Genomic DNA, 21,599 nt, shown 5'->3' on the forward strand with positions numbered 1-21,599 from the left:
AACGGGCATGGCCGTCATCCACCACACCACCCTCAGGCCGAGCAAGACCGAACTGCTCGCGGACTGGCTCCCCACCCGCCCCTGGTACCGCGGCGGCCCCGCCCCGGAGCTGGAGAAGTCCGGCGGCTTCCGGCTGGACGACCCCGAGGGCGAGGTCGGCATCGAGTTCATGGTGGTCACCGACACCACGAGCCCCGAGCGGACGGCCTATCTGACGCCGCTGACCTACCGCGGCGCACCGCTGGAGGGAGCCGGGCACGCCCTCGTCGGCACGCTGGAGCACGGGGTGCTGGGCAAGCGCTGGGTCTACGACGGCTGTCACGACCCGGTGCTGGTCGCCGAGTCGCTGGCGCTGATCGCGGGCCGCGCCCAGGCGGTGGCCCAGAGCGTCAGCGACACGCCCGACCACGAGGTGACCCGCTCCTGCACCGGTGCCCCGCTCGCCCTTGCGGGGTTCGCGCCCGAGCCGGCCGACGACCGGGACGGCACCCGCCTGCCCGCACCGCACGGCACGGTCCTCCACGTCCACCGGGTTCTCGACCCCGTGGCCGAGAACCCGCCACTGCCGTCCCCGGGTGCCGTCGGCCATGTCGCCACCGGCTGGGCCGGCCCCGACGGCGACCGGCTCCGGGCCGTCCTCATGACGCTGCGCGCCGCCTGAACCCCCCGCCGCCCACCGCCTGAACCCGCCGCCGGCAGCCGGCGGCAGGTTCAGGCGGCGGTCCGGGAGACAGCGGCGGCGCGGCCGGGGATGCAGACCGTCGGTACTGCCGGGGAACGGACCGGCGGTGCGCCCGCAGGCACCGGCCCCCGGGGACCGCGGGAGAGGGAAGCAGGCGGCCTCGCGGCCGACCCGGGCCGCACCGTCGTACGCCCGGCGGAGCGGCCGTCGGGGGGCCGGCCGGTGGCCGAGGGGACGGGGTCGTCCACCCGCCCCCGCCCCCGTCTGGCATGGACCGGTCAAATCTGTCACTCTTTCGGCAGTCGTCGTCCCTGCCTCACGGGGGCGCGACGTGCCTCTCGGCACAGTGATCGCGCGAGCCCCATCCGCGGCCGTCCTCCGGCGCACCCCAGCCGGCCGGGCGGTCATCGAGCAGGCCGGACCCCGGCCGCCGCAAAAGGAGTAGCGTGTGAGATCGACCCCCCACAAGGCCCTCGGCGCCGGTGCGGTCACCGTCGCCGCGCTGGCCGCCCTCTCCCTCCCCGGCACACCCGCCGCCGCCCAGCCCGCCGCGGCCCCGGTGGCCGCCGCCTGCACCCCGGGCCAGGTCGTCGCCAACGGCGGCTTCGAGAGCGGCACTTCACCGTGGACGGCCTCCGCGGCCACGGTGATCACCAACCGCGCCGGGCAGACCGCCCACGGCGGCAGCACCTACGCCTGGCTCGACGGCACCGGCCGCACCCACACCGACACTCTCACCCAGAGCGTCACGATCCCGTCCGGGTGCGCCACCGCCACCCTCACCTACTGGCTGCACATCGACACCGCGGAGACGACGTCGTCCACCGCGTACGACAAGCTGACGGCCAAGATCGGCAGCACGACGCTGGCCACCTACTCGAACCTCGACGAGAACACCGGCTACGTACAGAAGTCGGTCGACGTCTCCTCGTTCGCGGGCCAGACCGTCAGCCTCTCCTTCACCGGCACCGAGGACTCCAGCCTCCAGACCAGCTTCGTCCTCGACGACATCGCCCTGGACACCTCCGGCGGCACCACACCGCCGCCCGCCGACTCCACCCGCACCCCGGCGGCCCCCTCGTACACCGTCAGCCTCAGCAGCGACACGAGCGGCACCGTCTGGAACGGGCACGAGAGCGCCACCTTCACCAACGCCTCCGCCACCGCGCTCAACGAGGTCTACCTGCGGCTGTGGGACAACTACCACGGCACCTGCGACGCGATGCCGATCAAGGTCACCAACGTCACCGGCGGCACCGCCGCCGCCCCCTCCGTGGCCTGCACCGCCCTGAAGATCACCCTGCCGGCACCGCTCGCCCAGGGCCAGAGCGCCACCGTCGGCTTCGACCTCGGCATCACCGTGCCCAGCGGCGCCGACCGCTTCGGCCACGACGGCGCCTTCAGCTTCATCGGCAACGCCCTGCCCGTCCTCGCGATCCGCGACGCCGCCGGCTGGCACCTGGACCCGTACACCAACAACGGCGAGTCCTTCTACTCCCTGGCCGCCGACTTCAAGGTGACCCTCGACCACCCGAGCACCCTGCTGGTCCCGGCCACCGGCACCTCCACCGACACCCCCGGTTCCAGCGGCCGTACGATCACCACGGCCACCGCCGCCAAGGTCCGCGACTTCGCCTGGGCGGCCGGACCCTTCAGCAAGATCTCCGGCACCTCGGCCTCCGGTGTCCCGGTGAACGTCTACTCCGTCTCGGGCATCAGCTCCTCCAGCGCCCAGTCCATGCTCAGCACCGCCAAGACCGCCGTGGACGCCCACGGGGCCCGCTTCGGCGCCTACCCCTACGGCGAGCTGGACGCCGTCATCGACAACAACTACTGGTTCGGCGGCATGGAGTACCCCGGGTTCGTCCTGGACCTGGTCAGCACCACCGCCCTCACCCATGAGATCGGCCACCAGTGGTGGTACGGCATCATCGGCGACGACGAGTACAACAACCCCTGGCTGGACGAGGCCTTCGCCGACTACTCCACCGACCTCGCCCTCGGCAGCACCGGCAGCAACTGCTGGAGCGGCGTCTCCTGGGCCTCCAGCGCCGAGAAGATCACCAACTCGATGGCGTACTGGGACGCACACTCCTCGCGCTACTCCACCGTCGTCTACGGCTACGGCAAGTGCGCCCTGCACGACCTGCGGCGGCTCATCGGTGACACCGCCATGACCAAGCTGCTGAAGGACTACGCGACCGCGCACTGGTACGGCGTCTCCACCACGGCCGAGTTCAAGGCCGCGGCCCAGGCGGCCACGAGCACGGACCTGACCTCCTTCTGGACCCAGCACCGCATCGACGGCTGAGAACACACCCGCATGGGCTAGACACCGGCCGCGGATGGCTTCGCCCGGCGCAACCCGGCGTGCGGGGTGACCCGGCGCCGGGTCAGATGGACTCTGTGCGAAGCTCCATGTCCCGTATCCGCGGCCGGTCCCGCCTGTGCCTCACCGGCACACTGACCGGTCTGCTCCTGTTCCTGTCGAGCCCCCCGGCCCTGCCGGCCGGGGGCGCTCCCGAGCGCGGCAGCGCCTATATGGGCATCGGTGTCATCGCCCACGACGGCATGCCCGCCACCCCGCCCCCGCCTCCCCGCGCCTCCCAGACCGAGGGCGTGGACGTCGCGAGCCACCAGGGCAACGTCGACTGGAAGAAGCTGTGGGGAAGCGGCACCAGATGGGCGTACACCAAGGCCACGGAGGGGACGTCCTACACCAACCCCTACTTCACCCAGCAGTACAACGGCTCGTACGACACCGGCATCATCCGCGGCGCCTACCACTTCGCCACCCCGGACTCGTCCGGCGGATCCGCCCAGGCCGACTACTTCGTGAAGCACGGCGGCGGCTGGTCCAAGGACGCCAAGACCCTGCCCGGCGTCCTCGACATCGAGTGGAACCCGTACGGCTCCGCCTGCTTCGGCAAGTCGAAGAGCGGCATGGTCAGCTGGATCCGCGACTTCCTGAACACCTACAAGTCCCGCACCGGCCGGGACGCGGTCATCTACACGGCCACCAGCTGGTGGTCCGACTGCACCGGCAACTACGCGGGCTTCGGCGCCAGCAACCCGCTGTGGGTGGCGCGCTACGCCTCGACCGTGGGCACGCTGCCGGCGGGCTGGAAGACGTACACGATGTGGCAGTACACCTCCACCGGGAAGACGGTCGGTGACCACGACCGCTTCAACGGGAACACCGACCGGCTGCGGGCCCTCGCGACCGGCTGAGCGCCGGTCCGGTCCGTGGTCCTGCCGGCAAGGCGGCCCGCGGCGGGCGTGGTCGGCCGCCGCGGGCTCCGATCCGGGGCGAACCGCCGTCCCGGGAGCGGGAGACGGGCGCGGGAGACGGGCGGCCGGCGACAGGTCAGCGCACGCCCCGGATCGGCAGGATGGCGAGCGCGCCGAGCAGTGACAGGGCGCCGCCGAAGAGGAACAGCGGTGTGTAGCCGCCGAGCACGGTGACCACGGCCGACGCGACGAACGGCGCGACGATCTGCGGGCCCGCGTTGGCGATGTTGAGCACCCCGAGGTCGCGTGCCGCGTCCTCTGCCCGGGGCAGCACCAGCGTCACGACGGCGGTGTCCACGGCCATGAAGCAGCCGAACGCCAGCCCGTTGAGCGCGCTGAAGACGAGCATCCCGGGCCAGGTCGGGACGAGCACGGGGACCACCATGACGGCACCGGCGAGCGCCGCCGAGACGCCGACGAACACCTTGCGCCGGTTCCAGCGGTCCGACAGCAGACCGCCGGCCAGCGTGGACACGGCCATCGCCGCCATCGACACCGGCGTGAGCACGGCCATGGCCTGCGCCGGGCTCAGCCCCTCCGGCAGCGTGATCCGGTCGTCCAGGATGTACAGCTGGTAGCCGACGACGGAGAAGTAGCCCAGCACCATCAGGGCGCGGCCGGCGAACGCCCAGCGGAAGTCCCGGTTTCGCAGCGCGGAGAGGAAGACGGCCAGACGCCGGCGCCAGGGCGGCGCGGGTGCGGGCACGGCGTCCCGGGCGCGCGGCACGTCCCGGCAGCACGTCGTGAGCAGCAGCGCCGCCGCGGCGGCGAGGAGCCCCAGCGCCAGGTAGCCCACCGGGAGACGGCGGGTGCTCGCCGAGGCGACGAGGACGCCCAGCGTGCCGCCCACGGGCAGCGCGAGACCCACGAGCGCCGAGGCCGTGCCACGCCGGTCCGGCGGTATCCGGTCGGGCACGAGTGCGGTGACCGCGGCCTGGTAGACGTTCATGGTCGCCTGGACCAGGCACCAGCCGATTCCGGCCAGCAGCGTCGTGTGCGCACGGCCCAGCAGGGCGAGACCGGCGAGCGAGACCAGCGCCCCGCCGAGCACCCAGGGATTGCGCTGCCCGGAACGGTCGGACAGCGCGCCGGCGACCGGATTGCAGGCGGTCGCGAACACCGAGCTGACCCCGCCGATCAGACCCAGCACGGCCACCTTGTGGTCCGGGGCGATCGCTTCGACCTGCGTGGGCAGCAGTACGGAGCCGGCCCCCATGTACACCGCGTACATGGAGGCGTTGGCGACCAGTAGCAGGGGCATCAGCCCGCGCTGCCGGGTGCCGGGGACGGCTCGCGCCGGGGCCGCTGGGGAGGACAGGGGCATGGCGACTCCTGGAGAGGGAGGGAGGAGAGGGGAAGGGGGGACGCGCGGGAGCGATGAGGGCGGAGCGGGCCTGTCGCGCCGTGGCCCGGCCGATGGTGCGGTCACCTCTGCCGGAGCGGGAATCCGAGGGTGGCCGGATCCCGCTGATTACACGAGTAACCTGTGCGGTGGTCCTTGTGTAGCAGCCGGGTGGCCGGATGAACAGGGGTCTGTACGCCGGGTACCGCTTCGATGCTTACTCGTGTTGCCAGAACCAGTGATCTCCCGTGGGGCACGCCTCTTGACGCGTGTAACGTGAGAGGCGCAGCGCGCGACGGACGAGCGGAAGGGAAGCATGGCGAGGACACCGGCCGCGGCCGTCACCAGCGCCGACGTGGCACGCCTCGCGGGCGTCTCCCGGGCCACCGTTTCCTTCGTGCTGAACAACACCCAGACCCACCGGGTCAGCGAGGCGACCCGCGCGAAGGTCCTCGCTGCCGCGGACACGCTCGGGTACGTCCCGCACGCGGCGGCCCGCTCCCTGCGCGCGGGCCGCACCAACCTGGTGCTGATCCCGGCCGCCGTGTCCGCCATGGGGCGGCTGGTGAGCGGCTGGATCGACGACCTGCACACGGAACTCGAACGGTACGGCTACACGACCGTCCTGCACGCCGGGCGCTACGCCGACCCCGTCACCGCGGCCCGCGCCTGGGCCGAACTGCGCCCCGGCGCCGTCCTGGCGCTGGACGGCGCGAGTCTCACCGAGGCGGCGGCGGACGTCCTGCGGCGTGCCGGGGTGCGGGCCCTGATGGCGTTCGCGCCGGAGCCGGTCGGCGGGGTCGTCACCGTCCCCTTCGACGACCGGCGCGCGGGCGTGCTCGCCGCCGAACACCTCGTCGCGCAGGGCCGGCGGCGCCTCGCGGTCGTCATGCCCCGCGAACGCGGCCTGTCCGCGTTCGCCGCGCCCCGCCTCGCCGGTGCCCGCAGCGTGGCCGCCCGGACGGCGGCGGCCGTCACCCCGGTGGAGATGGAGTACACGTACGCGTCCGCCGCCCGGCTCGCCGACAGCTGGGCGCAGAACCCTCCGGACGGCGTCTTCGCCTACAACGACGAGTACGCGGCGCTGCTGCTGCGCGCTCTGCAGGACGCCGGCATCGACGTTCCCGGCACGCTCGCCGTCGTCGGCTGCGACGACCTGGTCACCGCGATTCTGCAGCGCCCCGCCCTCACCACGGTCCGGCTGGACACACCCTCCGCCGCACAGGTGGCCGCGACACTGCACGACCTGCTCGAACACGGCACCGCGGAGCCGCTGCCCGCGGTGGACCCGGTGCTCGTCCGGCGGGACTCCGCCTGACCGTCCCGGCCGGCCGCGCGCGACGCGGCCCGGGGTGGGCGGGCGCCTGCCGGAGCGCCGCCGGCCAGGCGGTCAGGCGGTCAGATGGCGGCGCAGGAAGTCGACGCTCTCCGCGACGATCGCGGGCACCTCGGGGGAGCCCTGGAAGATGTGGTCGGCCCCGTCCACCGGCCGCAGGGTGACCTCCCCGCCCGCGGCGGTCAGCGTCCGGGCCAGCACCTCGCTCTGGCTGTACGGGACGACCTGGTCGGCACGTCCGTGGACCAGCAGGAACGGGGGCGGGGTGGTGCCCGGCGCGTACGTCACCGGGCTGGCCGCGCGGGCCCGGTCCCGCCGCTCGGCGGCGGGACCGCCGAGGAGCGACTCGATCGGGTCCGGGTACGGCGGCGTGCCGGGCGGGGTGGCGAGGGCGGACACGGGCCGCGCGAGCAGCGGCTCGATGTCGGACACGCCGTACCAGTCGACGACGGCCCGCACCGTGCTGTCCCCCTCCGGTACCCCCTCGCGGCCCTCGAGCGCGGATCCGTGGGCGTCGGCGCGGACCAGGCCGGCCAGCGCGGCGAGATGCCCGCCCGCGGACTCGCCCCAGGCGCCGATCCGCCGCGCGTCGACGCCGAGGGTGCCGGCGTGCAGCCGTACGTACCGGACGGCTGCCTTCACGTCGTGGAGCTGGGCGGGGAAGGGCGCTTCGAGGCTGTGCCGGTAGTCGACGCAGACCAGGGCGAGGCCGGCGCCGAGCACGGCACCGTGCAGCAGCTCCACCGGCACGGTCGGCGGCGGATACCGCCGGTCGCCGTCCAGCCAGCCGCCGCCGTGGATCCACACGACGGCCGGTACGGGCTCCCGGCCCGGCGGCACATGGACGTCGAGCAGGCGCGGCCGGTAGCCGGGCGAGGTGGCGTAGCTCAGCCCGTGGAAGCGGCGCACGCCGTCGGCGCCGGTCACGGCGGGGAGCGGGGCCAGGTAGGGCGGAGGCGGCCAGCCGGTGTCGGTCCGGGCGGGGGCTGCAGCGGTCATGTCGGGGGCCTTCCGTCGTCGGCCGGGGCGGTTCCGACGGTATGCGGACCGTCGGCGCAGCGAGGATGTTACACGTGTAACCATCGACTGGCGAGGGTCTGCGGCGACGACGCGCGGCCCGGGTCGCGCGCGTCTGGGGGGTCCGCGTCCGAGGGGGTGTTCGGGGGCGGCGCGAGGAGCGGAGGCGATACGGTCGGCGCCATGGCTGACGTGCGGTTGACCACCTCCTCCTTCCTGGTCCTCGGCATCATCGACAAACTCGGGGAGGCCAGCGCGTACGACGTCAAGGTGGAGGCCGGCCGTACGGTCGCCCCGTTCTGGTCGGTGCCCCACGCGCAGGTCTACGCGCAGTGCGAGCGGCTGCTCGGGGCCGGGCTGCTGGTCCAGGTGCGCCAGGAGAGCGGACGCAACCGCCGGGTGCTGACGCTGACCGACGCGGGCCGGCGAGCCCTCCAGGACTGGCTCGCCGACCCCGGGTTCGTCCCGGTCGAGGCCCGGGAACGCGGCATCCTGAAACTGTGGTTCGGCGCCGGCCCCGAGGCGCTCGCCCCCGTGCAGCTCGCCGAACACCGGCGCACCCTGGGGGAGTACGAGGAACTGGCCGACGAGGTCGGTGAGTTGCTGACGCCCGGGCAGCGGGAGGCGCTCGAGTTCGGCATCCGGTACGAGCGGATGATGACCGACTTCTGGGAGTGGGTGCGCCGCCGGGACGAACGCGACCCCGACCGTTGACCTCTCCGGCCGCCGCCTCTACCGTCGGTAACCCCTCGATAGTCCAGAAGAGACTATCGAGAGGGCTCGCAGACGGAGGGCGGCCCGAGCCGCCGAGGAACAGGGGGGCGCCGTGCGTCCGTGGACGACGAGCACCTGGCGGCGTGCCGCCGCGGTGACGGTGACGGTCGTGTGCCTGTGGTACGCGCCGTTCGCGATGACCGAACTGTGGTCGTACGCCCGTCCCGGCGCCCCGGCGCCGGGGGAGTGGCTGCTGGCGCACGCCGTCTCGCCCCGGTACGTCGCCGACGCGCTGGCGACCCGTGTCGCCCCGTACCGGCACAGCCTCGTCCCGATGATCGTGCACTCGGTCCTCGGCGGACTGCTCATGCTGCTCGGGCCCGCGCAGCTCCTGACGGCCGCCCGCCGCCGCGTCCGGCTGCACCGCGCGCTCGGCGTCGTGTTCGCCGTCACGGTCTACGCCTCCATGGCGGGAGCCGCCGTCTACCTGGCCCGCACCGCGCCCCGGGACGCCTTCAGCGGGGCCGCGTTCTGGATCGTCCTGGCCACGATCCTCGTCGGCACCGTCCTCAGCGTCACCTTCGGCATCCTCGCGGCCGTCGGCGGCCACCCCGACCTGCACCAGCGCTGGCTGCTCCTGTGCTACGGCTACCTGCTCACCGCGCCCCTGCTGCGCCTGGAGTGGGGCGCCCTGCCCGCGGTGCTGCCCGGCCTGCCGATGACGGAGATCAACCGCGTGGCGATCATGCACCTCGGGTCGCTCGTCGTCTTCGGCGCCCTGCTCGCCTCCCGCGCCCGCGACCGGCGGGACACCGTCGAGGGCCTCGGCCGCTCCTGGGCCCCGCTGCCCGTGACCGTGGCGGCCCAGCTGGCCGCGGCCGCCGCCCTGGTGTGGATCGTGCGCGCCCTCGCCGCCCACGGCGCTGCCGGGCGCCGGCTGCTGATCGCCTACCTGCTGCCCTACGCCGTGGCCTACGCGGTCATGGCCCTCGGCGCACGGCGGGCCGGCCGCGCGGGCCGCACCTGGGCGCGCGAGGAGTGGCGCATCCACCTCATCGGCCTCTGCCTGGCACCCCCGCTCTCCGTGGGCACGGTCGCCGTCCTCGAACACAGCCTGGCGCTCGGCCGGTTCACCGCGCTGACCGCGGGCGTCGCCGTCGGCTGCGGCGTGACGGCCTTCGGCGCCACCCTCGTGGTCAGCCTGCGGCTGATGTACGCCCGCGAGGTCCTCAAACGCACCGCGCCGGCCGCGCTGCCCGCCGCCCCCGTGACCACCCCGGTGCCCTGACCGGCGCTCCGGCACCCGCGTACCGCGAACGCGCCCCGCCCCGCCCCGCCCGCTCGCCGAACCCCCGGAAACGGAACCCGCCATGACCCACCCGACCGACCCCGCCGCACCGCGGCCGACACCCGTGGCCGCCTCCGACCCGCCGGCCCCCGCGCCGGGCCGGCCGCTGTCGGCCGGGGTGGCCCTGCTGGCCGTATCGGTCGCCGTGGTCAACCTCCTCGTCGGCGCGGTCCTCACGGTCGTCGCCCTGACCGGGCATGTCCTCGGCGCCTGGCCGTCGCCGGAGCCGCTCAGCCCCGGACTCCTCGGCGCCGCCATGCTGGGCACCGCACCGGCGCTGTTCGCGCTCGCCCGGGCCGCCACCTGGCAGGAGGCCCGCACGCTCGTCCTGCCGCTGGCCGTGGTGCTGGGAGGTCTGTTCGCGGTCAGCCTGCTCAACGCGCGCCGGCTCTACCTCGCCGAGGGCGGCCCGATCGTCTCGGTGCTGTTCAGCCTCGGCTGGCTGTGCACGCTCGGCCTGCTGTGCGTGGCGGCGGCCGTCTGCCTGGCCGGGCAGGCGTTCACCCGGTCCGGGCCGCCGATGCCGCGCAACGCCCCGCTGCCGGGCTGGGCGAAGCCGCCGCTCGCGGTGCTCGGTTCCTCCTGGCTCGGCATCGGCGCCGGGCTGCTGGTCCGGCCCGGGTTCTGGGCCGACTTCGTACCCTGGCACACCAACCGCGTGGACGCGCAGGCGCTGGGGGTCTGGGCGCTCGCCCTCGGCGTGGGCGTCCTCGGTTCCCTCGCCGAGGACGACCTCGACCGCACCCGTGCGGCGCTGCTCTCCCTGCCCGGCACGGCCCTCGCCATGACCGTCGTCCTGGCCGTCCGCGCCCCCCATGCCGACTGGTCCTCAGGGCCCGGGCTCGGCCTGATCGCCATGGTGGCCGGTCTGCTGGCGGCCGGGGCGAGCGGTCACCTGCTGGTGCGGGGGACCGGGGACGGCCGGCCGACGGCGAGCGCTGGCTAGGCTCGAAGGGTGCCGTACGTCGAAATCCTCCAGCTGCTGGTCTCCCCCGCGCACCGGCTCGCCGGCCGGCCGGGCGACGGTCTGCCCGAACTGCCGCCCGGCGACCTGGTCACGCGGGCCGAGGTCCGCGCGGGCCTCGGCATCGTCGGGGACCGCTACTTCAACAAGCCCGCCCACCGCGACGCGTCGATCACGCTCATGGCGGCCGAACGGCTGCCGTCCACCGGCCCGTACCCGGCCGATCTGCTCCGCACCCGGCGCAACGTCCTGCTGCGCGGGATCGACATCGACGCCTGCATCGGCAGCACCGTCTTCCTCGACTGCGGGGCCGGCCCGGTGGAACTGGAGGTCCGCCGCGCCGCCCGGCCCTGCGCCTGGATGGACACCACCCTCGGTCCCGGCGCCCAGCGCGCCCTGCGCGGCGGCGGGGGAGTCCGCTGCCGGCCGCTCACCGACGGCGTCCTCACCGTGGGGCCCGCCCTGTTCGGCGTGCGCGCACCCGCGGAGCGGGCGCACGCCGAATGAGTACGACTACTCAGGCGCCGCACCCCGAGGATCATGGAGGCTGAGGACATGACGACGCCGACACCCTCCCCGACGACCTTCCCGCCCCACCCCGGTCGGCTGCCCGAGCCCGGGCCGGCCAGGTCCCGCCGGCGGCTGGCCGCCGGGGTCGTCGCGGTGCTGCTGGTCGTCGTGGGTGCGGCGGCGGCCGTCCGGTGGACCCGCGGCGGGGACACGGATCCGCTCGCGGGCCGGCCGCGGGTCACGGACGACCGCGCCGGCCTCTCCTACGCGGTGCCCGAAGGCTGGAAGCACGACGCGGCCAAGGACAAGGGGCTGATCGGCGCGTTCTCCTCGCAGATCAGCAAGGTCGCCCCGGCCGGGGCGGAGGAGGCCGGCGCGACGGTGCTCGCGGGGCCCGCCGGGCGGACCGTGCCCCGCGCCGACCTGGGCCGGATGACGGAGTCGGCGGCGCGCTCCAACGCCGAGTTCTTCTTTCCCGGCCGGGCCGCCACCCTGGAGGAGTCGCACGACACCGTCCTGGACGGCCGGCCCGCGCACACGGCCGTGCTGAACGTCGAGGGCGACGAGGGCTCCGCGCGGCTTGCGATGACCGTGGTGACGGTCCCGGGCGAGCGCACCTCCTTCCTGCTCGGGCTCAGCACCGGCACGGTGGATCCGGCGGTCGCGGCGGACATCGAAGCGGTCCTCGCCGACGCCACGGTCGGCTGACCGGACCGCGCCCGGTCCCCGGGGCGGCCAGTGACCGGGCGCGGGTGGCGGGGCGAGCGGGCGCGGGCGGCGCGGCGAGCGGACCGGGCGATCGACGGGCCGCGGACCCCCGCGATGACATGGTTCTGTCAATCGGCTTGAAGTGGTGCCGGGCGGGCGGGCAGGCTTGCGCGGTGATTATGGAGCTGTCCCCGGGCCATCTGGAATGGGACGACGTGGACCCGGCCCGTCATCCCTTCGACCACGCGGCGGTGGCGCGGGTGGTGCGTTCCCTCGGCCCGGCCCGGCGGGTGCCGACCCGCCCGGACGTTCCCAGGGGCGGCGATGTGATGGCCGCCTGGACCCGGAGCACGGCTCAGCCCTGGGCCGACGCCATGTCGCACGCCCTCGCCGAGCACTACGGCCGCTGGGTCGCGGGCTGGCGCTGGTCCCACGACGAAGGGGACTTCGACGGCGGGCCGGTCGGCAACTGGTGCTGCCCCCGGGACTCGGTCACCACCCCGGAGGAGACGCTCGACCAGGTGGTCGCGGCGGTGTGCGAGTGGCGCGAGTGGCTGGAGAGCCTGGCCGGGCGGTTCGACGCGTACCCGTTGCGGCCGGCCGACGTCGACGAGCAGCGGATCCTGTGGGAGCGCGTCGCCCACAACCTGATCATCCAGGTCACCGACCGCACCGGCTGCGGCAGCGGCTGGTACGGACACTGCCACCAGGTGCTCGGCTGGTTCCTCCGCCGCTGGGGTTTCCCGCAGGACCGCGCCGACGAACTGGTCACCGAGGCGATCGGGGGGCGTTTCGAGAGCTGGACCGGGCCCGACCCGGTGCTGGTCGAGGACGTCGCCGAGCGGCTCGCACGGTCGCTGCGGCCGGACGACGTCGAGCGACCGGCCGGGGACGGCCCGCCGGACCACCTGCGCGCGTGGCTCGCGGTGCGGGAGACCGTACCGTGGCACGAGGCCCGGCAGGACGACACGGACCCACCCCTCACCCCGTCCCGCGACGGTGCGGCCGAGGACATCCGCACCTTCGACGCCGCTGTCGACCCCGCCCGCGCCGAGGGCCTGCTCGCCGCCCTGGCACGGCTGCGGGCGGACGCGGCGCGCGGCGCCGCGCTCGACTTCGGCCTGATCCAGGGCTGGCAGCAGCACGTCCTGGACACGCCGGAGCCGCCGCCGCTGCGCACCCGGCCCGCCTTCGCCAAGGGCGGCCGGGAACGCTACGGCATCGGCCCGGACACCCGCGCCCGCCTCGACGCCTGCCTGGCCGAGAGCGCGCGGGACGCCGCCCGGCCGCTCCCGCTGACCGCCCGGGCCGCACGCGCCTGTCTCGACGTCTGCTTCTTCCACCCCTTCGACGACGGCAACGCCCGGTCCGCCTTTCTCACCCTGGTCTTCGTCCTGGCCCGCGAGAACGTCGCGCTGGACGAGGTCGGCCTGCTGCGGCGCGTCTCCTTCCGCGCCGACGACCCCCGTGCGGGACTCACCCTCGCCCGCTTCATCGACAGCCACCTGGCGTCGGCCCGCGACGGCGCCGCCGCGCCCGGCCGATAGGCCGCTCCGGCCGGCCGCGCGGTCGGCGTGTCACAGGAGCGCCCGCGCGGACGCCCGGGACCGGTCGAGGAGCGGTGCGGTGGCGCGCGGCACGACGGCGGCGCCGCCTCCTTGGGACGAGGAGACGGCGCCGCGCTTCTTCACACGCCTCGCGGCGTCAGACCAGCCACCCGACGAAGTGGATGAGGCCGGCGAGGATGTCGGTGAGAAGGTTCATGGTCGTGCCGCTCCTTGCGGTGTGTCTGTGAGTGGGACCAGTGCGTCGGTCACGGTCTGCAGCCCGTTGCCTGCACACCACAAGTGTCGTCCCGTCACACCGGCCCCGGTGGTCATACGAGCGACGATCACCTGTTCCAGGGAACAGCTGATCCCGTGTTCGGATCACGTTCGCCATCTCCCGTGTACGGAAAGGGAGTTGGGGGGAGCGGAGCGTCACGGTGGCACCGTGCGCAGGGCGCGCAGCACCGCCCATACGACCGAGACCAGCGGCACCGCCACGACGGCCCCGATCACCCCCGCGACGATGCTGCCCGCGATGACGGACACGGCCACCACGAGCGGATGCAGCCGCACCGCCCAGCTCATCACCAGCGGATGCAGCACATGCCCCTCCAGCTGGCCGATCACCACGATCAGGACCAGCACGCCCGCCGCCGTCAGCGGACCCCGCCCGGCGAGCGCGACGACGGTGGCGACCCCCAGCGCGATCGGCGAGCCGACCAGCGGAACGAACGCCGCGAAGAACTCCAGCAGCGTCAGCGGCAGCGCCAGCGGCACCCGCAGCACGAGCAGGGCGACACCCACGAGGACGGCATTGGTGGCGGCCACGATGATGATGCCGCGCGTGTACCCGGCGAAGGTCCGCCAGGCCGCCCGCCCCGCCCGGTCCCACACCGGGCGGGCGCCGCTCGGCAGCAGCTGGTCACGCGTCCAGCCCCACAGGCGCTCGCCCGAGTGCAGGAAGAAGACCGAGGCGAACAGCGCCAGCGCGCCGCCCGTGACCAGCTCGACCACCCGGCCCAGTTCGCTGACCGCGCTGCTGAGCAGGGCCGCCCGGTGCGTGGAGACGTACCGCGTCACCTGGCGCTGGAACTCGGAGAGCGCGCCGGGACCGAGCCGGAACGGCGGCCCTTGCAGCCACTGCTCGATGCGGCCCACCCCGCCGCGGAACTCCCGCGCCAGCCCGGCCGACTCGCTCGCCACCGAACTGCCCACCAGCGCGAGCAGCCCCAGCACCAGCAGCAGACTGCCCACCAGTGCGACCGCCACGCTCAGCGGCCTCGGCAGGAGCCGGTTCAGCAGATCGGTCAGCGGGCGCAGCACCGACGTCACGACCAGCGCCAGGAACAGCGCGACGGCGATCAGGTGGAAGCTGCCGAGGACGATGAACACGCCGTAGACGACGGCGCCGACGAGGATGAGCCGCCAGGAGTAGGCCGCGGCCACCCGCAGCCACGGCACCGTCCGCTCGGCCCGCGGCGCCCGCCGCTGGGGGCGGGAAAGGGCCGGCAGCCGGACGGAGTACGCCGGCCGGCTGCCCAGCACCGAGCTTTCGGACCGGCGCCCGCCGCCCCGCCCGGCCGCCCGTCGGCCCGCTTCGCCCTCCAACGGCTCCCGCCTCCTCTCCACCGGCCCGGCTGACGGCCGGTCACCTCCACAGCACCGTAAGCACTCGGCGCGCGAGCAGCGCGTCCGGCGCATCCGCGTGCGCCACCCCGGACCCGCTCCCCGCCTCCCGCGCGCACCCCGGTGCCGCCCGGCCGAGCGGCACCCCGCACGCCCGCTCGACCTGCTGGTACTGCTCCGGGAACACCGGCCGCCCTCCGCCATCCGGTGCGGGAAGAGCCCATGGGTCCGGCCGCACCACGATGGTGTCGGCGGCGAATGGCGAACGGCGAACCACCGGGGCAAGCGAACGGGGCAGGCCCGGTACGGCAGCGCCCGCCCCGGCCAGCGGGCTGGGGCGTCCCCCGGCCGGATCCCACGCCGCCACACTCAGGGCGCGGGCGGCCGGCCCCGCACCGTCACACCGGACGTGTCACTGCAGCCGACATGCCGGTCCACCGCCGCCTGCGCCCGCAGCACCCGGGCGCAGGCGGCGGTGCGCCGGGGTGAGCGCCCGCCGGGGGGCGACGGTCCAGGCACCGGAAACGGGGGTCGCATGCGTGCGGCGGGGGAGAAGTCGCCGCCGGCCGGGACCGAACGGGTGACGACCGTGCCGCGCCGGCCGTCGGTCCCGGGAGAGAGGGCGGTGGGGCCCGCCGTACCGTGGCCGGGGTGCGGCCGCCGACGCTCGCCTTCAGTCCGCCGTCGTACGGGGGCCGGGGCCGGGGCGCGGGGTGGGGTGCGGCCCGGCCTGCGTCGGTTCCGTGTTCCCGGGGCCGCCGCCCGCCGCCGGCAGGCCGTCGCCGAGTGCCTCGGGGGGCCGCCCGCACCGGCGGTAGCGGACGATCGCCTGCCCGAGTTCGAGGCGTTCGGGTTCGGGAAGCGTGCCGCCCTGGGCGTAGGCCAGGATGTGCTCGGCGACCGTCCGCAGCTTGACGTTCGTGCGCTGGGAGACGTCCCGCAGCGCCCGCCAGGCTTCCTCGGGGGCCAGCCGGCCGAGGACGACGACAGCGCCGATGGCCTGGTCGATCACGGCGTGGGAGGTCACGGCGCGTTGCAGTTGCCGGTTCTCCTCCCGCAGCCGGTCGTACTCCGACGCCAGGTCGGTGACCGACAGCAGGGCCAGCGGCTCGTGCCGGGAGAGGGCGAAGAAGGCCATGGAGCACCTTTTTCGGAGAGGGGGGCGTCGACGTGGCGCCCGCCCCGGTGGGCGCTTGCACACGAATTGAACCAGGATCGCCGACCCCGGTCACGCCGTGCGGCCCGCGCGGCCCGTGCGGAGCGGCGCCCCGCGCCCCGGTACGCCCGTCTCCCCAGGTCAGCCGGGAACCGTCGGGCCCGGCGCGGCGCGGCCCACCGGCAGCAGCTCCCGGATGTCCGAGGGCAGTGCCCCGGCCATCCGTTCGATCAGTTCCGGGGCCAGCGCGGCGTCCAGCACCTCGAGCACCGCCGCGGCGTCCCGCAGCGCCGTGTCCTCGTCGGTGCCGGCCCGCGCCGCCACGCGCCCGGCGAAGGTGGTCAGCCCGAACCGCTCGCCCGCCGTGCCGGAGTCCCGTCCGGCGGACAGCTCGGCCGCCTCCCGCATCTCCGCCGCCATGTCGGGCGGCAGCTGGGCGGCGACATGCCGGGCAAGCCCGGACGGCAGCCGCTCCGCAAGCGTGCTCACGACCGCGTGCGCGGCCCGCTCGGCCGTCCCCCGGTCGGGCAGCTGGGCCAGCGCCTGCACCTTTCCGATCATCTCGTCGTGCCGCATGAGACCGGTCCCTTCCGCACGAAGTCAGGAAGCCACAAAGCCACGAAGCCACGAAGCCACGAAGTCACGAAGCCGCAAAGCCACGAAGTACCGACGACACGCCCGGCGCGCGGGCGCGGCCTCGACCGCCGGGTACCCCTGTCCGCCCTTCCGCCATCGGTGTCCGGATTCCGGTGTGCGCGCTACCGGAAGGCGGCCGGGAGGCGTATGGTATTCATCGACCGATGAATTACGAGGGATGAACCGCATCTCTACCGGAAGGGCGGGACAGCGATGGAAAAGACCACGTGCTGTGTCGTGGGAGGCGGCCCCGCGGGCATGGTGCTCGCCCTGCTGCTGGCCCGGGCCGGGATCGCCGTGACCGTCCTGGAGAAGCACCCCGACTTCCTGCGCGACTTCCGCGGCGACACCGTCCACCCCTCGACCCTGGCGCTGCTGGACGACCTGGGCCTGTCCGAGCGTTTCGCCCGGCTGCCGCAGCGCCGGGTCCGCACCGTCCAGCTGCCGCTGGGACCGGACCGCTCGCCCGTCACGGTGGGGGACCTCTCGGTGCTGCCGGGCCCCCACAACTACGTGGCGATGGTGCCCCAGTGGGACCTGCTGGACCTGCTCGCCGACGAGGCCGGGCGCGAACCCTCCTTCGAGCTGCGGATGAACACGGAGGCGACCTCCTTCCTGGTCGAGGACGGCCGGGTGAACGGGGTGCGCTACCGCACCTCCGACGGCCGCACCGGCGAGCTGCGCGCCCTCCTCACCGTCGCCTGCGACGGCCGGGGATCGCTGGCCCGCGCCCGGCCCGAGCTGGAGCTGCGCCGCTTCGCCTGCCCGATGGACGCCTGGTGGTTCCGGCTGCCGCGGATCGAGAGCGACCCCAGCGGGCTCGTCGGCGGCACCGGCGACCGCTTCCTGACCGCGATGATCGACCGGGGCGACTACTGGCAGTGCGCCGCGCTGATCCCCAAGGGCGCCGACGCCGAACGCCGCGCCGCCGGCCTGGACCGTTTCCAGGCCGCCTATGCCGCCGCCGTCCCCTGGATCGACGGCCGCACCAGCGCCCTGCGCTCCTGGGGCGACGTCAAGCTCCTGGACGTCCACATGGACCGCATGAGCCGCTGGCACCGCCCCGGGCTGCTGTGCATCGGGGACGCCGCGCACGCCATGTCCCCGGTGTTCGGCATCGGGATCAACCTGGCCGTGCAGGACGCCGTGGCCGCCGCCCGCCATCTGACCGGGCCGCTGCGCCGCGGGACCGTACGGCTGCGCGACGTACGCGCCGTGCAGCGCCGCCGCCTTCCCACCACGGTCGCCACCCAGGCACTGCAGCGGGCGGCCCACGCCGGGTTCATCGCCCCGGTGCTGGGGGGCCGGCCGCCCCTGGGCACGGCGGAGCGGGCCCGGCGGGCCGCGGCGCTCGTCGTCGGCGCACCCTGGCTGCGCCGCGTGCCCGCGTATTTCATCGGGTACGGCGCCCTCCGGGAACGCCCCCCGCGCGAGGCGCTCCGACGACAGGAACCGGACACCTCGCGTGCTCGCGCGCACCCCTCGGGCGATGGGCCGTCCGGCCGGTCGTAGCTGTACGCATCGCTCTCTCACCACCGGTCAGAAATTGACGTGGCCATGGGAAGCCGGCCGGAAGTCTCCCGTTATCGTGAGGGACGTGGTGGAACGGTTTCAGCCTTTTCGACCCTCGACCGTGCCAGCCGTCGGCGGCGTGATATCCGCTCCGGAAGCCCCTGCGCCCTGGGGTGTGGACGCGTGGCGTGTGGCGGCTTCCGGGATCGGCACGACGCTGGACGAGGGCACGACGTGCCTGGAGCTGACCCGGGCGGCCGTCGCCCGGGCCGGCGGCGCCGCGGCGGTCCTGCGCGACGGCGGCCCGGCGGGTCCGGGGTACACGGCCGTGAGCGGGAACGAGGACCTGCTTCCCGGACCCCGGCGGACGGCGGCGACGGCACGCGCGGCCGGAGGCCCCGGCGAGAGCGGAGCCATCGCCTGGGAGGCCGGCGGCACCCGGTCCGCGCTCCTGGTGCCCCTGGGCGCCGGCGGGCACTCCTACGGCACGCTGGTGTGCGCCCGTGCGGAGGCGCCGTTCACCCGCGCCGAGACCGACCTCATGACGTTCCTCGCCGAACGCGCCGCCTCCCACATCCGGCACGCCCGCGAGCACACCGCGGTGAGCAGCATCATCGGCAAGCTCCAGCGGGCCCTGCTCGCCGAACCGGGTCGCCCGCACCCGAACCTGGACGTCGCCGTCCGCTATCAGCCCGTAGGGGAGAGCGCGCTGGTCGGCGGCGACTGGTGCGAGACCGTCCGGCTGCACTTCGGCCGCACGCTGCTGGTCGTAGGCGACGTCATGGGCCATGGCCTGGAGGCCGCCATCGACATGACCGCCTACCGCGCCTCCCTGCGGTACATCGCCTCCTCCGACCTGCCGCCGCACCGGGTGCTGCGCCAGCTGGACGAGATGGCGTCGAGCGAGCCGGACCGCAGGCCCGCCACCTGCCTCGTCGCGCAGATCGACCCCAACAGGGGCCAGGTGACGATGGCGAGCGCCGGTCATCTGCCGCCGGCCGTGATCGACGCGGAGGGCCGTACCTCCCTGCTGTCGGTGCCGGTCGGACCGCCCCTCGGCACCGGTCTCGGCGGCTACGAGCCGGCCACCTACCAGCTGGACCCCGGCAAGACGCTGATGCTGTTCACCGACGGGCTCGTCGAACGCCGCGGCGAGGACATCGACCGGTCCCTCGACCGGCTGGCCCGGGTCGGCTTCGGGACGGACCTGGGGGTCGAGGAGGTCCTGGACACGGTGATCGCGCGGCTCGCCGGCCGCCAGCCCGAGGACGACGTCGCCGTACTGGCCGCCCGGCTCCACGACCGCTGCGGTCCCCCGCAGGACAGACGGGGCTGAAACCCCGTACGAGGACCGGGGGTTGCCCCGGCGGATGGAAAAGCCGTGCGGAGATCCGGCGGGCGATGGCCGACTGCTGCGCGGTCTTCGCCGATCCTGATGTGTTCAGCGCCGAGATCGACGCGGTCTTCGCCGAGCGTCGGGCCGCGCGGGCATGAAGGATGGGGAGACAGACCCTTCGCTGGAGCATCCCGTGCCCGCTGCCTATGTGACCGACCTCGTCGGCTCGTTCCGCCGGTACGCCGAGCGGCCCGCGATCGGCGACGGCTCCCGTGTGCTCACCTTCGGGCAGGCGCTGACCGAGGTGTGGCGACTGGCCGGAGCGCTGCGCGAGCTGGGTGTCGAGCGCGGTACGGGCCTGGCCTGCGTCACCGGCAACAGGCCCGAGACCCTGCTGGTCCGGCTGGCGGCACATGTGCTGGGGGCCCGGCTCACCCAGGTGGTGATCGAGCCGGCCACCGACAACCTGGCGTACGTCCTGGCCGACTGCCGGCCGGCTCTGGTGGTGGCCGACACCCCCGTCCCCGACACCGGGGTACGCCGCGTCGCCCTCGACGCCCTGCTGGCGTCGGCCGCCGGCCTGCCGGGCGATCCGGTGCCGGTGGCGGCGCGCGAGGAGGACATCGCCCGGGTCACCTACACGAGCGGTACGACCGGCCTGCCGAAGGGCGTGGCGTCCACCTTCGCGGCGATGCGGGTGCGCGCCGGCTGGGCCCGCCGGCACGCGGGCGCCGAGCCGGTCTTCGTCTCGGTGACCTCCCTGGCCCAGCGCGCCGGCGGGCGGTGCCTGGAGCACCTGCTCGGCGGGGGCCGGGTGGAGATCCTCGCCCCGTTCGCTCCGGCCGGGTTCGCCGCCGTCTGCGCCCGCCTGTCTCCGGTGGCCACCTATCTGCTGCCGTCGATGCTGTACCGGCTGCTGGACGACCCCGCCACCGCCGGGGGCGTCCCCGGCCTCGTCTCGGTGTCCTACGGCAGCGCGCCGGTCCTCCCCGACCGCCTCCGCGAGGCCCTGCGCGTGTACGGCACCGGCTTCCGGCAGGGCTACGGGATGAACGAGACCGCGGTGCTCACGCGTCTGTCGCCCGCCGACCACGCCGCCGCCCTGCACGGCGAGCCGCACCTGCTGGCTTCCGCCGGACGGCCGGTGCCCGGAGTGGAGCTGTCCGTCCGTGACGAGGACGGCCGGGAACTGCCCACCGGGCGGGCCGGTGAGGTGTGGACGCGCTCCCCGGCGATGATGGCCGGCTACTGGCACCGCCCCGACCTCGACGCGCGGGTGCTGCGGGACGGCTGGCTGCGCACCGGCGACATCGCCCGCCGCGACGAGGACGGGTACCTGTATCTGGTCGACCGGGCCAAGGACATGATCATCGTCGCGGGCGACAACATCTACTGCGGGCCCGTCGAGGCCGCGCTGGCCCGGCATCCCGCTGTCGCCCAGGCCGTGGTGGTCGGGTGCGAGAGCGCCGTCACCGGCGAGGAGGTCCACGCCTTCCTGCTGCCCGCGGCAGGTCATGAGACGGGCGGCCGGGTCGCCGGCGAGGCATGCGGGCTCGTGGCCGACGCGCTGGCCGAGGCCCACCGGCCCACCGCCGTGCACTGGGTGGACCACATCCCGCTGACGGCCTCGGGCAAGCCCGACAAGCGACGTCTGCGGGCCCTGGCGGCGGACCTGGCCGCACGTCCCGAAAGCCGCGGGGACGCCCGGGGCTGAGGGCGAGCCGGCGCCGGCCTCGGCTCCGTGCCCGCCGACGATGCCGAAGAGCGGGGCGCGGCCCCGGACAGCGGTCCCCGCGCCGCGGGCGGTCCGGATGGAGCAAGGGGCCCGGACAGGGCGGACGAAACGCCGCGGCGGTCCTTCGCGGCACCCCGGC

At 74.8% G+C, this 21,599-nt stretch carries 18 protein-coding genes; 13 read left to right on the plus strand and 5 right to left on the minus strand.

Annotated features, from left to right (window positions below; all coding sequences use genetic code 11):
* Nucleotides 1-7: 7 nt before the first annotated feature.
* The 3 genes from ACF073_RS36145 to ACF073_RS36155 all read left to right on the plus strand — a co-directional run bounded on the left by ACF073_RS36145 (nt 8) and on the right by ACF073_RS36155 (nt 3,913).
* The gene (locus ACF073_RS36145; RefSeq protein WP_392075725.1) at nt 8-661 is read left to right on the plus strand and encodes a 1,4-alpha-glucan branching protein; all 654 of its coding nucleotides are present in this window, start codon (nt 8-10) and stop codon (nt 659-661) included.
* A gap of 469 nt (nt 662-1,130) precedes the next feature.
* Nucleotides 1,131-2,993 (plus strand): M1 family metallopeptidase, encoded by a 1,863-nt coding sequence (locus ACF073_RS36150; protein WP_392075726.1) that lies wholly within the window; start codon nt 1,131-1,133, stop codon nt 2,991-2,993.
* A 107-nt stretch (nt 2,994-3,100) separates the two neighbouring features.
* Nucleotides 3,101-3,913, plus strand: coding sequence for a lysozyme (locus ACF073_RS36155; RefSeq protein ID WP_392075727.1), 813 nt, complete (start codon nt 3,101-3,103; stop codon nt 3,911-3,913).
* Nucleotides 3,914-4,049: 136 nt separating this feature from the next.
* On the opposite strand, the gene ACF073_RS36160 is transcribed toward ACF073_RS36155, so the two are convergent.
* Nucleotides 4,050-5,297, minus strand: coding sequence for an MFS transporter (locus ACF073_RS36160; protein WP_392075728.1), 1,248 nt, complete (start codon nt 5,295-5,297; stop codon nt 4,050-4,052).
* A gap of 334 nt (nt 5,298-5,631) precedes the next feature.
* Between ACF073_RS36160 and ACF073_RS36165 the strand changes: the two genes are divergently transcribed.
* Nucleotides 5,632-6,633, plus strand: coding sequence for a LacI family DNA-binding transcriptional regulator (locus ACF073_RS36165; RefSeq protein WP_392075729.1), 1,002 nt, complete (start codon nt 5,632-5,634; stop codon nt 6,631-6,633).
* Nucleotides 6,634-6,705: 72 nt separating this feature from the next.
* Here ACF073_RS36165 and ACF073_RS36170 read toward each other — a convergent pair whose 3' ends face one another.
* The gene (locus ACF073_RS36170; RefSeq protein WP_392075730.1) at nt 6,706-7,650 is read right to left on the minus strand and encodes an alpha/beta hydrolase fold domain-containing protein; all 945 of its coding nucleotides are present in this window, start codon (nt 7,648-7,650) and stop codon (nt 6,706-6,708) included.
* A gap of 201 nt (nt 7,651-7,851) precedes the next feature.
* On the opposite strand from ACF073_RS36170, the gene ACF073_RS36175 reads away from it, so the two are divergent.
* The 6 genes from ACF073_RS36175 (at nt 7,852) to ACF073_RS36200 (ending at nt 13,459) form a co-directional block, all read left to right on the plus strand.
* Nucleotides 7,852-8,382 (plus strand): helix-turn-helix transcriptional regulator, encoded by a 531-nt coding sequence (locus ACF073_RS36175; protein WP_392075731.1) that lies wholly within the window; start codon nt 7,852-7,854, stop codon nt 8,380-8,382.
* A gap of 112 nt (nt 8,383-8,494) precedes the next feature.
* Entirely contained in the window at nt 8,495-9,670 is a 1,176-nt protein-coding gene (locus ACF073_RS36180; RefSeq protein ID WP_392075732.1) for a DUF2306 domain-containing protein, read from the plus strand.
* An 82-nt stretch (nt 9,671-9,752) separates the two neighbouring features.
* Nucleotides 9,753-10,676 carry a hypothetical protein gene (locus ACF073_RS36185; RefSeq protein WP_392075733.1) on the plus strand — a complete coding sequence of 308 codons (924 nt, stop codon included), beginning with the start codon at nt 9,753-9,755 and terminating at the stop codon, nt 10,674-10,676.
* 9 nt (nt 10,677-10,685) lie between these two features.
* A complete protein-coding gene (locus tag ACF073_RS36190) occupies nt 10,686-11,201 on the plus strand; it encodes a molybdenum cofactor biosysynthesis protein (RefSeq protein ID WP_392075734.1) in 516 nt (171 codons plus the stop codon).
* Between the two features lie 48 nt (nt 11,202-11,249).
* Complete coding sequence (locus tag ACF073_RS36195) at nt 11,250-11,912, plus strand: hypothetical protein (protein WP_392075735.1); 663 nt, start codon at nt 11,250-11,252, stop codon at nt 11,910-11,912.
* Nucleotides 11,913-12,091: 179 nt separating this feature from the next.
* Nucleotides 12,092-13,459: a cell filamentation protein Fic gene (locus tag ACF073_RS36200; protein WP_392075768.1), complete on the plus strand. Its 1,368-nt coding sequence runs from the start codon at nt 12,092-12,094 to the stop codon at nt 13,457-13,459.
* A gap of 432 nt (nt 13,460-13,891) precedes the next feature.
* On the opposite strand, the gene ACF073_RS36205 is transcribed toward ACF073_RS36200, so the two are convergent.
* The 3 genes from ACF073_RS36205 to ACF073_RS36215 form a co-directional block, all read right to left on the minus strand.
* Nucleotides 13,892-15,067, minus strand: a complete 1,176-nt coding sequence (locus tag ACF073_RS36205; protein WP_392075736.1) for an AI-2E family transporter — start codon at nt 15,065-15,067, stop codon at nt 13,892-13,894.
* 691 nt (nt 15,068-15,758) lie between these two features.
* Entirely contained in the window at nt 15,759-16,223 is a 465-nt protein-coding gene (locus ACF073_RS36210; protein WP_392075737.1) for an ANTAR domain-containing protein, read from the minus strand.
* A gap of 159 nt (nt 16,224-16,382) precedes the next feature.
* On the minus strand, nt 16,383-16,817 hold the full coding sequence (locus tag ACF073_RS36215; protein WP_392075738.1) for a DUF2267 domain-containing protein: 435 nt from the start codon (nt 16,815-16,817) through the stop codon (nt 16,383-16,385).
* 273 nt (nt 16,818-17,090) lie between these two features.
* Here ACF073_RS36215 and ACF073_RS36220 point away from each other — a divergent pair, with 273 nt between their 5' ends.
* The 3 genes from ACF073_RS36220 to ACF073_RS36230 all read left to right on the plus strand — a co-directional run bounded on the left by ACF073_RS36220 (nt 17,091) and on the right by ACF073_RS36230 (nt 21,439).
* Complete coding sequence (locus ACF073_RS36220; protein ID WP_392075739.1) at nt 17,091-18,389, plus strand: FAD-dependent oxidoreductase; 1,299 nt, start codon at nt 17,091-17,093, stop codon at nt 18,387-18,389.
* Between the two features lie 190 nt (nt 18,390-18,579).
* The gene (locus ACF073_RS36225; RefSeq protein WP_392075740.1) at nt 18,580-19,725 is read left to right on the plus strand and encodes a PP2C family protein-serine/threonine phosphatase; all 1,146 of its coding nucleotides are present in this window, start codon (nt 18,580-18,582) and stop codon (nt 19,723-19,725) included.
* 193 nt (nt 19,726-19,918) lie between these two features.
* A complete protein-coding gene (locus ACF073_RS36230) occupies nt 19,919-21,439 on the plus strand; it encodes a class I adenylate-forming enzyme family protein (protein ID WP_392075741.1) in 1,521 nt (506 codons plus the stop codon).
* The last annotated feature ends 160 nt before the right edge of the window (nt 21,440-21,599 follow it).

It is taken from the genome of Streptomyces sp. NPDC015171, from assembly GCF_043079545.1.
Classification (GTDB): domain Bacteria; phylum Actinomycetota; class Actinomycetes; order Streptomycetales; family Streptomycetaceae; genus Streptomyces.